At 67.5% G+C, this 12,045-nt stretch carries 1 protein-coding gene (cut by a window edge); it reads right to left on the bottom strand.

Features of this window, described 5'->3' with window-relative positions; translation table 11 throughout:
• Positions 1-12,045: the end of a hypothetical protein gene (locus AB0M65_RS11005; protein WP_364024872.1), read on the bottom strand. The gene runs 20,280 nt beyond the window's last position; 12,045 of the gene's 32,325 nt are visible here — the last part of the coding sequence; the start codon falls outside the window, past its right edge; its stop codon occupies positions 1-3.

A 12,045-nucleotide genomic window follows, 5' to 3' on the forward strand; every position in this document is an offset into this window, starting at 1 on the left:
TCAAGCACGGGCCAGCCAGGCGAGCCATTCCGTGAGGACCCGGTCCAGTCGCTCCGGGAGGTTTCCCCAGTCACGAAGATCGGCTTCGGCCTGCTCGACCCTGGCCCTCGCCTTGGCCAAGGTGCCCTCCGCCAGTGCCAGGTTCTCGCCGTCCCGGGAGCTCCCCACCCCTGTCGCGACACGATCGGCCAACGGCCGATGAACGTCCAGCGCCTGGCTCAGGTCACGGCGAGCCCAGAGCACGTTCGCCACCGCTTCCCGCCTCATCCAGGGAAGTCCGGCGTGTCCGGTACCCGGCACGAAACCGCCGGCGTCGTCCTCGAACCTCCGCAGGAGCTCCTCGACATCGTCGTGGCTCACGACGCGCGTCGTGACCAGTCCGTCCAGGTACTCCTCGAGCCTGTCGCCCTGGAGCGCCTGTGGCTCCTGGGCGGCCGCCGCGGGCACCAGGGCCTCGAAGATGCTGGTGGACTCCGACGTCTCGGCTTCCTCCGGTTCCATCCCCAGGTACTGGCCGACGGTCTGCGACGAGTTCTTGATCTCGTTCCACGTCTCATGCCGCCCGGCCACCATCGCGGTCAGCCGCTCCGCTTGCCGCTGCTCGTCCAGGAACGGAGCGGAGTTGATCCGGAGCACCCGCCAGTCACGCCGCTCGTAGTCGTCACGCCGCGCGGAGTCCAGCAGGCTTCCGCCGAACAACTCCTCCTCCGACTCGACCGGCACGCCCCCGCTCCGGTACTCGCCGAGCAGCGCGACCAGCCGGTCCGCCAGCACCGTCCGCGGATAGGACCGCTGGGCGGCGAAACTGTCCGTGAGGCTGTACCGCCCGAAATAACTCTGGTGAATGGTCGCGCGGTCACCCCGTAACTCCAGGTAGAACGCGTGCGTCCCCCCGGTCGTCACCCAAACGCCGACGTCTTGGCCGCCGTTGATCACCTCCGCCAGGTCGGACACGGTCGCGTCCACCGGAGTGGCGGGCTCGTGCGCCACCTCGAACAGCAGGTTGGCCGTCTGACCGCATACGCCGGTGAGAGCGCCCTCCGCGAACGAGCGGTAGATGCCGGCCACCGGAGTGTTCGGATCCTGCTCGTAAGCCGAGAACAACACCCCGAACGGATCCATCGTCCGCATTTCGAGTTCGAACGCATTCACGCCGAGGTCACGCGCCACTTCGTCGAAGACCCGAGCCGTCACCGACGGGACGTCATCGGCTCCCGTTGCCACGACCGCCGCCTCGGCGGACCGCGCGCGCTCGTCGGCGACGGCCTGTTCGAACACCTTGGCCAGGTCCAGATACATCTCTTCGTACGTCGGCTTCCGGCCGGCACGCTTCTCCTCGGAATAAGCGAACCGGTGCTCGTCGCCCACCAGCACGTGCTCACCGTTCACGACGGCCACCCCGGTCAGCTTGTCGTAACCCTCCTGCACCTGCCCGTCGGTGTCGTTGACGAACTTCGCCTGCGCGCTGTAGGAGGAGAAATCCGCCTGGTAGTACTGGTGGAATTCACGGAACAGGTTCTGGACGTCGGTCGCCGTCGGCGCCTTGCCGTCGGGCCGTCCCATGCGTACGGCGAGCCTGTGCACGAAGTCGTACACACCCTGCGCGGTCATTCCTCCCATGCCGCGGAAGTAGTAGCCGAACGGATCCGAATCGACGAAGGCACGCGCCAGTTCGAAGTCGCGCCGGTTCGCCCACAGACCTTCGTGGCGGTTCATGTACTCGATCGCACCGCGATGCTCGGGTTCCAGATCGTGACTGACCTGGGCATCGCCGTACTGGTGCTTGGAATTCACCTTGTCCATGTCGTGGAACAGGATCGCCTTGACGATCGCTTCACGGCGGACGAACCGGTCGGCGTCCTCATGGCCGGAGGTCAGTTTCAAGTACCGGTTGAGCACCATCTGGGCGTGCTCGCTGAAGGTGTTCGGCCGCAGCTCCCCCGGCGCGCGATCGGGCCGTCCCGGCTGGTCCTGCTGTGCGGGCTGGGGTTTGATCGTCTCGGCGAATTTGCGGGCCAGTTTGGCGTGGTCGTCGGTGACGCCCTCGTCCAGCCCCTTCAGCAGCTCGTCGAGGATCACCTTCCCGGAATCGACGACCGGGTTCTCGAGCTGCTTGCTGATCTTTTCCGACAGCGCGGCGCCGATCCGCCGGTGCTTGCGGAAAACGGCCGGATCGTGCTTCCGCGTGTAGCCGAGAATGTAGTTGTCGCGCCAGCTCGCGTATTCGTTCTCGAAGGGCGCGCCCTCGATCGCACCGTTGACGAGGATGCTCTTACGGGTGTCGAAGTCGAGTTTGATCCGTCGCTCGTCGGTGGCGATGGCGGATCCGATCTCCGCCTGCGTGGCGTATTCCGGCAACTGCTTCATGAACGTGTCGGCGGCGTCGCGGCTTACCGGCGTGAAGGTCACCTTGTCCAGCAGTTTCTTGTCCCGCAACAAGGTCGCGGTCCGTTCGGCGAGCTTGCGACGTGAGTCCGTGCTCCCGAACCTCGCCGAGTTCTTGTTCGTCAGTTCCTTGGTCAGCGCGTCGGCCACCTCCGTCATCTTGGTGCGAAGGTGGCCGCTGAGTTCCTCGTCCCCGAGGCCGGCGAGGTCGCTCTTGACGACCGGTTCGATCGCCTTGGGCAAGACCCGGGCCTTGAACTGAGTGGCGAAGGAGTCGGGACCGATCGTCACGTTCGTGTCGCGCAGAAGTCTCTTGAAGGCCTCGTCCTTGACGAGGTCCGAGGCGATGGTCTGGGAGAAATCCTCGGCACGGAAGCCGGTGAGGAAAGCCTTCGCACGCTTCTCTTTGCCCTCCCCCTTCTTGTCCTGTTTCGGCCCGTTCTTCTCTTCGTCTTTCTTCCTTTTCTCTTCTTCCTTCCTCAGTCCGTTCGCCTCGATCTGCGCGGTCCACGGGCCTGCCAGCTCCTGGAACCGGTGCCGGACGACACGGAAGACGACGTCCCGGAGTTCTCGTCCGAATTCCCCGCTCCGTGCCTCCTGCCCGAATCCCGCTTCCAGCGCGTCCAGCACCGCGTCGGCGACGACGGCCGCCGCCCGCTCCGGAATCTTCGGATCCGCTTCGATGGCCGCTTTGATGTGCTCGGGGGTGTCGACCTGGCGCGTTTTCTCTTGCTCGCTCGTCTCCTTCGTCGCCTCGACGAGGACCGGATGGGGGACGTTCAAGGACCGGTTGAGCTGACTCGTCACGGTGGTACGGAGGTCCTCCGCGCTGACCCGGACACCCTCTCCGATCTGGTCGCGGACAGCGGCGTCGAGCAACGTCCAGATCTTCTCGCCGAATTGGGTGACAATCTCCTTGCCGGGACCGTGGGTGTTGAGGAAGGTGTTCATCTCCTCACGCCGTCGCGCCGGGGTGTTCGGCGCCGCACCCTTGGCGGTTCCCTTGAGGGGCTCGGGAATGACGTCGGCGGGCGGGCTGAAGAAGGCCTCGGGTGAGCCCATCCAGGTGTGGTAGTGGTTGCTCAGCGTCCTCGCGAGGCTTCGCAAGGCTTTCGGGTCGTTACGGAAAGACGTCTGGCCGTCGGCGGACCAGGTGAACCACGGATCGTTCTCCTTGCCCAGCCCCGCGGAGTCGAAGTCGGGGCGCAGGCCGAGCCGCACGTAGAGGTCGGCGATCGCCTCCTGACGGCCCGCGACCTCCGGCATGACGGTGACCTGCCCGCCGATGGTGTAGGTGACGAGCGAACCGGGGAGCACCACTTGCTGTACCCCGGCGAAATGCGAACCCCGCAGGCCGAACTGATTGGTGTCGCCGTTCTGGTCGACGTTCATCGACAGCTCGTTGCCCGAGGCCGCTGCCTCGACCACGGACTGGCTCGTGACCTTTGAAAACGTGTCGAGCGGCACGAGGAACGACCGCAGCATCGGCTGCATACCTTCTTTACGGTTCGGGTCGGTCTCATATTTCGCGGTCCATTGCACGGCCCGCAGGGGCCGCCCGCCGCCGACCCAGAACACCTTCGGCCCGGTGTCGCCCTTGCGACGGCCGCTGAACGGCGTGACCTCGCCGTTGGCGTTGTTGTCCTGGTGCACGTCCTTGTTCTCCGACGTACGGCCCGCCGGGGTGAGAATGGCGGTGTAGAGCCGGACGTAGTGCTCGCCCTTGATCGTCTCGATCTCGAACTCGCCGCGGTGCAGCACCTTGCGGCCGTGTTCGGTCAGCAGCACCGTCGAACCGGGGTAGCGCACGTTCGGCCGTCCGATGTGGACGTTCTCCCTGGTGCCGAGGTAGGTGTCGGCGTCGACGGCGTCGGCCCGCAGGATATGCACCGGTCGCCCGGTCACCGGGCCGTGACTGACCCAGGTGCCGTCCTGCTTGATCACATGGACCCGCACCCCGGCGGCCTCCGCGATTTGTTCGAGGTCGGTGTTGTCCGGGTGAGTCAGCGCGAAGGTGTCGAGCTGCCGGATGATGCGTGCGTTCTCTCGCAGCGCCCCGTACGGGAGACTGGCCACAAGTGCCTCACGGAACGCGTCGTGCGGCGTGTTCCCTTCCACCAGAACCGGTTCCAGGCCGTGCACGGTCAGCACGTCGCGCTGGGCGGAGTACACGACATTGCGGTTCAGCACCTTGCCCGGATACGGAAAGGTGATCTCGACGGAGTTGACGCTGATCGACGACTGCGAAGACAGCTGCGACAGGTTTCGCAGGAACGGGGACGGCCTCAGCAGTGAACTCGGCCCCACCCCGACGGCGACCTCCACAGTGGACGGAACCGATTCGGGCTCCTCCTCGATCTCGTCCACTGTGGACAGCGGCTTGACGGTGGTGGTGTCCATGGTGACGGTGATCCGGCGTCGTTTGCGGGCCGTACCGTCGTCGACCGTGAGGTCGAGCAGGCTCCGGCGACCGGAATCGGCCGCCCGCTCGATCACGACCTCGAAATCGTCCGCCGAAAGCCGCGAACCGGGCAGCGCCGCGATCCGGTCGGCGATCAGTTCACGCAGCGCCGCGACCACCGCCTCACCCCGTCGCCCGCCCATCACCACCGCCCGGCTGAACGGGTTGTTCCCGTCACGAACCCAGACCCGCAGCACCGGCGGAGCGAACCCTTCGGCGGCCCGCCAGCGCGCGAGCGCGACGGTACGGTCGACGAGGGATTCGAGCTGTCCCCTGGCTGCGACCACATTGCCCAGCCGATCGATCGCGTCCGCCCGATCGTCGTCCTCGTCCAGGCTGTTCAACAGCTTCGCGTAGTAGCCGGGCTCGGTCAGCCGCGCCACATCCACCGGCTCGCCATCGATCTCGAACGTCCGGAGCACGTCATGCCCGGTCGTCAGCTCCCCCAGTACCGACGACTTCTGATCGAACTCGATCTCGAACCGGCCGGTCACCTCGTGTCCGGTCGCCACCATCGTCAGTGCGTCGTCGAAGAGCGCGTCGGCACCGGATGTGTAGGTCTCGTGGAAACTCTCGCCCTCACCGTCCCCGAGTAACCGCAGCCGCAGTACTCCCCGCCGAACCGGGTCTGCCTCCACGATCAGCCTGCCGCGACCGTCGGCGCTCTCCGCCACGACGGGCCCGAAATACTGGTCGAGCTTGATCCCGGCCGGAGAGGCCTTGTCCCCGACCGGTGCCAGCAGGTAGGTCTCACCGACCCGCGCGACGGCGTGTTTGCTTACACCCAGCTGTTTCGCCGCCTTGTCCATCTCCGCCGCGACAGCCGGAACGGCCAGGCCTTCGCCGTATTCGGCGAGCGGCTCGTCACTCGTCAGCTCGGCCTTGGTGATCCGGGCGGCGACTTCCGACGGCGAAAGATCCTCGACGCCGCCCTCCTTCGCCGTGGTCACCAGAACCTTCGCGAGCGCGCGGCTCCCGTCCACCCGTTTCGAGACAAAGGCCGGTATCGTCGCGAAACCACCGTCGGCGCCACGCAGCACCGTTTGCCGCGGCTGGCCCCCGATGACGGCCTTCGCGACGTCCGAGGGACCCACCACACCCTGGGACAGCGGGGTCCCGTCGGTGCGGACCACCCGGACCCGCTGACGCCCGTCCGGCCCCACCGGGCCGGCGGCCAGCCGGACGGCGCTGCCGACCAGCGCCAGCCGCGCGTTCGCCGCGGCCACCACCGCCGGAGACGCCATGAACTCCAGCTCCCCGGCCGTCGCCGAACCGCTGTCCAGCACCAGGGATCCGTCCGAAGAGGACTCCGGGTCCGCCGTGACGGTCACCATCGGACCCGAAACCACGTCCTCCTGAACGGCCTCCTGAACAACAGAATCCGCCGGCGCGACTGGTTCGGTCCGCGGCTCGCGACGGTCGAGGTCGAGCGTGATGACGGCACGACGGCGGGCTTCCTCCAGGGTCGTCCCGTCGTCGAGCGGGTCGATTTCACCGCCACCCGACTCGCTCACGATCTCGACGTAGTCCACGTCGATGACCGGGCTTTCGCCTTGCAGCTTGCGTAACTGGTCCGCGATGGCGTCGCGCAATGCTTGTTTGGTGGCGTCCGCCCGCGCCTGGCCGGTCTTGATCGCCTGTTTGATGCCGAGTGTCGCACCGTTGCCGTAGCCGGTGATCGTGACGGCGGACATCGGCAGGCCGTTCTCGAAGCGCCAGATGGCCGTCTTGGCGAGCCGCCGGGCGAGCGAGTTCAGCTTGAACCGCTCGCCTTCCGGGAAGGCCTTGGAGCCCGCCGGGAAGGTGATGCTCTGTGGCCCGGCGTCGCCCTGCCCACCAGCGACGACGAAAGCCAGGGGATTCGACATCGACCAGGTGACCTCCGGCGCGTAGTACCGGGCCTGCTGCTCGTGGAACGTTTCACCGGGACGCTTCGAATACATCTTGAAGTGCCATTTGTCGGAGCTGCGCGGGACGGCCCCGGTGTGCACACCGAGTTTGAGCATGGCGCTGCCCGCTGCCTGTTTGGCGGCCTCGACCTCGGGTGCCGCCGCTTCGGCGTTCGCGAGGTGCTCGGCCGCACGCAACTTCGTGGCGAGGTCGAGGTGCAACCCGATGGTCGTCGCGGTGCCGTCGTTCGTGCTCCGCGCGTCCTCCAACCTCGCGGAAAGGCCGGAAACCAGTTCGTCGAACCGGCCGGCGTACTGGCTGAGGTTGCGTTCGACCGCCAGCGCGATCTTGGGGCCGAAATCCGGGCGGCGCGTGTAGTTCTCCAGCGTGATCTGTGTCGTGCCATCGGCACTCTCGGCGACGACGGCCGCGAAGTGGTACCCCCATGCGCCACCACGGCCACCACCGACGGCGAAATTGACTTCGAAGGCCGGCTTTCCATCGGCTCCTTCCGAGGGAACCGAGACCCCGGTATAGCCTTCGCCCGGCTTGGCCCACGCGTGTTCGTTGATGCCCAGCCGCCGGGCGATCGCGTCGGCTTTGCCGCGCCTCGGCTCGTTCTCCGGAGCGTGGTCGAGCAGCGAGCCGTACCGCGCGCCCGGCATGACGGGGTTGAGACCGCCTACCGTCCGGGTGTCCTTGTCGACCTGCTCCGCCGCCCACCCCGGGCCGAGTTCTCCCACGTCCTCGTTGCTCGTGACCCGGTTCGCGATGCTGTCGGCGAGGGCGTACGTGCCGGTGACCTCGGTGCCGTGGTCGGCGGAGATCTCACTCGTCGCACTCTGGCCGAACGGGCTCTTGAAGATCGCGGTGTCGGGGTTCCCGCCGAGCACCACGTTGGCGACATCGCGGCAGACGTCACCGGGTTGCTCGATGAACGACGCGGTGACCTTCCGCAGGGTCACCGGGGTCCCGTTCCGGTCGACGGTCAGCCCGGTGTCCGGCACGATCTCCAGTTTGGCCTTGCTGCCCACCTTGCGCAGCGCTTCCCGGGCGTTCTCGATGATCTCCGTGGTCGCGTAGAACTCTTTCGACTCGGTCATGGGAGTGAGCGAGTTGAACGGGACCGAGCCGTTGATCGCGAGGGTGACGTCACCGGACACGTGCAGTGGCGGGTGCTCGAACGTTTCCTTCGACGCGCTCGCCATGATCGGGAACTCGTCGCCCACCACGCTGTACGTGGACTGGTATGCCTCGAACGGCCTCGCGGCGGCTCCCGCCGGAGTGGTCACCTCGTAGTCCGTCGTGATCAACGGTTCGGGCCGTGGTGCGGTGTTCGCGTCTTGACCGGCGGACGTGCTCTGTGCGGAAACCGCGGCGTCGAAGTCGAAGTCGTGCTCGCCGACGGGATCCCAGCCGATCACCGGTGTCTCCGGCGCGGCCCAAGCCGGAGCGAGATCGACGGTGATCACGGCAAGCCGCCCGCTCACCTCCTCGGCTTGGACGGCCCGGATATTGCCGGCGGGAAGCACTTCCGGATCGGCCCGCAGCCTCAGCAGCTCACGGTCGACGGCGGCACGCAAAGCTGTCACCGTCGCTTCGGCTCGCGCGTTCCCCGACCGGGCGGCTTGCCCGATCCCCAGCAGGGCCCCGTTGCCCGCCCCCGCGACGGTCACCACGGGAACCGGCAACCCGCGCGCGTGCTGCCGTACCGCGGTCTCCGCCAGCTTTCCCGCGAGCTGTCTCACCTTCCGCAGTGCGTCCGAGGAGAGCGTCTTGCTCCCCTCGTCGAAGGCGATCTCCTCGCGCGTCGGGCCGTCTTCGGCGAGCCGCACCGCACCGTCCAAGTCGGACTCTGAAGTGCCAGAGGTGTAACCGGGGGGAACCTTTTCCGTGCGCCAGTTCGCCGTTTCCTCCACCACGATATGCGCGCCGATCGGGAGTGCCTCGCCCCGGGATCCGGTGAGATGCGTCCAGTTTCCGTGCGGCGCGACGACCGGATGACCTGCCGCGTCGATCCCCACGTGCCCGGTCACCACGAGATGACCGGCTCCGGCCGCACCGGGTACGAAGTACACCGGACCGTCCGGAGCGACGGCCTCGACGTCGATACCGTGTGCCCGCAACTCGGCCAGCACCCGGGCCGCGAACGATCGGGAGCCACCGCTCCCGGCCGCACACGAAGCGAACATCAGTGGCTTCTCGCCGTCCCAGATCCCGTCGTCCTTGGCACGGACCAACAGTGTGGCCACCTCGGCCGGGCTCAGTGGTGTGCTCAGTGGTGTGCTCCCGGTTCCGGGACCGCCCCGCACCGGGGCACCGTTCGCGTCACCATGCGCGAGGAACGTGAAGAACCGGTCGTCCGTCGGATAGCCGCCGACGACGCCGTCCAGCCGTGGGTCGGCCAGCCTGATCCCGCGGTTTCCGCCGAGCGGGACGGTGACGACGTCACTCGCCGCGGCCGGGCTCGTCTCCGGCACCAGCGCGTCGAACACGGATTCGGTCACCGAGCCGTCCACAATGGACTTGCGCAGTAGATCGGCCGTCACGGGCCCATCGACGTTCTCGATATGGGCGAGTACTTCCGTGAGACCACCGGACCAGCCGAGCCGGTCCACGGCGAGTTCGAGATGCGCCACGGTGATCGTGGCCTGCGCGGACAGCCGCAGGTCGGCGCGGGACACCTCGACCAGTGCCCGCATCGCGACGAGTCTCGGCAAAGTGAACTCGCCACCGGTTTCGGCGAGCAACCCGGCGACCTGCCACGCGGCCAGCCCGGCCTCGGCTTCGAAATTGTCCATGGACATGTCCGTGGTGGCAGGCAAGTCGATGTCCAAGGCCAGCCCGAACAAGTCGGCCGGGAGCTCCAACGGGCCGTACCCGATCCCGGCCAACCGGTCCAGCAAATGTGCTTCGCGATCACTCGGCACGCCGGAGTACCAGTAACCGTCCTCGTCCTCGGCGTCCGGCTGCGCCGCGTCCGATACCGGGCCCGTACGACGCGGTGGGTCGCCGGCTGTCATCGACGCGCGGACGTCTCGCCGGGCCGCCCGCACGTCAGGTGCGCCGGGCGGCGTCGCACGACCGTGAGAGATCGGCCTGACCCGGATGCGATCGGTGGTCAGCGGGGTTTCCCTGGCGGGGAGGTCCTGCTGCTTCTCTTCGAGCAGCCGGGTCAGCTCGTTCCGGAAGGAGGCCTCCGCGAGCTGGGAACGCCGCATCCCGGTCCGCCTGCCGTGGAGCCGCGAGTTGCCGTACCCCTCAAGGGTCACCTCCGGCATCGGCAACTTGTTGCGGTGCCGCCACAACGCGGTTTTGACGACGTCTTTCGCCAAGGACTTGAGCCGCCCGGCGGCCAGCGGCGGCAGCTTTTGTTCGCCCTTGGCGACCTTCTCGGGATCGAGGTTCCGCACATCCGCCATGGGTGCCTGATAGGCCGATCCGGCGACCACTGACGTGGTGACCATGACCAGTGGGTTCGCGAGCAAGCGACGTCCACCCTGCCGGTCGACACCACCCCATTTGTCGAAGAAGGTTCCACCCTCGGCCCGGTCATACTTGCGGAGCCACCAGGACTTCCCCAACGCGGGCAACCGGTCCCCCGCCACCCCGGCGAGTGCCTGCCGCGCCTCCGCCCGCGCGTCCCGCCATTCCCGGTTCCCCTCGGCACGACGGGGTCCGTGGACGGCTTCGATGTCACGCATCGTCCGCAGCGCTTCGCAGAGCCGCCGTCGCAAAGTGCCGGGCTCATGCCGCCCGATCTCGGCGTCCAGCTCCGGACCGTGGGTATCCAGATTCGCCCGGATCGCCCTGTCGAGCAGGTTCGCCCTGGCTTTCGCACCCCGTTCGATCTCGACGGTGATCTGCGCCTTGTCGTTCTCGGAGTTGAGGACGACAGCGCCGAAGTGGTAGCCGAAGGTCACGTCGACCGAAGTCGGCACTCGCGTCGTGTAGACGTTGCGGTAGTTCGGCCCGTCCTTGCCGGGCACCGCGATCGACTGCGCCATGTAGGCCTCGCCCGGCGCCGCCCAGGCGTACTGGTTGACCCCCAGTGCGTCGGCGGCCTGGTCGAGCCGGGCACGCGATTCCGTTCCGGTCTGGAGCGCCCTTCCGTACTCCCGGCCCGGCTGCGGACTGTCGAGTCCCGCGGCCGTCATCGCCGCGACGACCTCGTTGGGGTCGATGGCCGCGTGGATTCCCTTACCCTTGGCGGATTTCGCCAGTGCGTCCGCGATCTCGTGGGTACCGTGGAACCGCAGCGATCCACCGTCACGCAGTGGCCCGAGCACCGGGGATCCGTCGGCGGGCCGCAGTGCCACCTGCCGGGGCGGGCCACCCATGATCGCTCCCGCGAACTCACTGCACACCGCCGAAGGTGCTTCCTGGAACTTCGGTTTGACCATCACCAGTGTCAGTCCGTCGACGAGCACCTTGTTGCCGGGGTTCATTTCGAGCGTGACCCTGCTACCGGCCTCGGTCAGCCTCGCGTTCGCCGCGTCGACCCTTTCCTTCGTCGCGTAGAACTCCTGGAACCGTCCCTGGTGCGACGCCCACGGCAACGCGAGGGTGTTGTCCGCGGAGAACTCCAGGAGAGGGTCCGCGACCGCCGTCGAGTGGACCACCGGCAGCACGAACGGGAACTCTTCGGTCTCCTCCACACTGCCGGCACCGGCCACCCAGGTGAACGGCGGCTCGGAACCATCCGACTCGACCCGGTACTCAAGGGTTTCCGGTTCCGCCGGGGCCGGTTGCTCGTTCTCGATCTCCGTCAGGTCCTCCAGCGCGTCCCAGAAGCCGTCGGCGGACTGTTCGACAGCGAGCTCGCGCAACTCGTCGAACCGCACGTCCAACGGGTCCACCGGGGACACCACGTCACGACCGTCCTCAAAGGACACCGGACGCGGCGTCGTTCCGGGTGCGAACCGGATCAGCGGTTCAGCGGCGGTGTCGGCATCGAGGCCAGCGGGCAGACCGGCGCGGCCCAGCGGCGTCGTGTGGACGGCGGAGCCGAGCAGCGGCACGTCCTGCTCGATGTCGTCGGTCAGCACCGAACCGGTGCCGTCCGGACGGCGAAGGTGGTACGAGTCGGTCCCGATCAACGACACCCAGCCGTCCGGGGTCTCGCTCTGCACGAGACCACCGAAGACGCGGTGGCCGGGCGGGAGGGTGTCCGCCAGGTTGTTGTACTCGTCCCAGCGCTGGTAGTAGCGGCGAGTGACTCTCACCCGGACGTCGGGTGGCAGGTCGGCCAGGTCCGGGCGCTGTGGCGCGAACCTGGCGACCAGGCCAATGGCCTCTTCCGGCATGCC

The sequence above is a fragment of the Amycolatopsis sp. NPDC051071 genome (assembly GCF_040682875.1).
In the GTDB taxonomy this organism is placed as follows: Bacteria; Actinomycetota; Actinomycetes; order Mycobacteriales; family Pseudonocardiaceae; genus Amycolatopsis.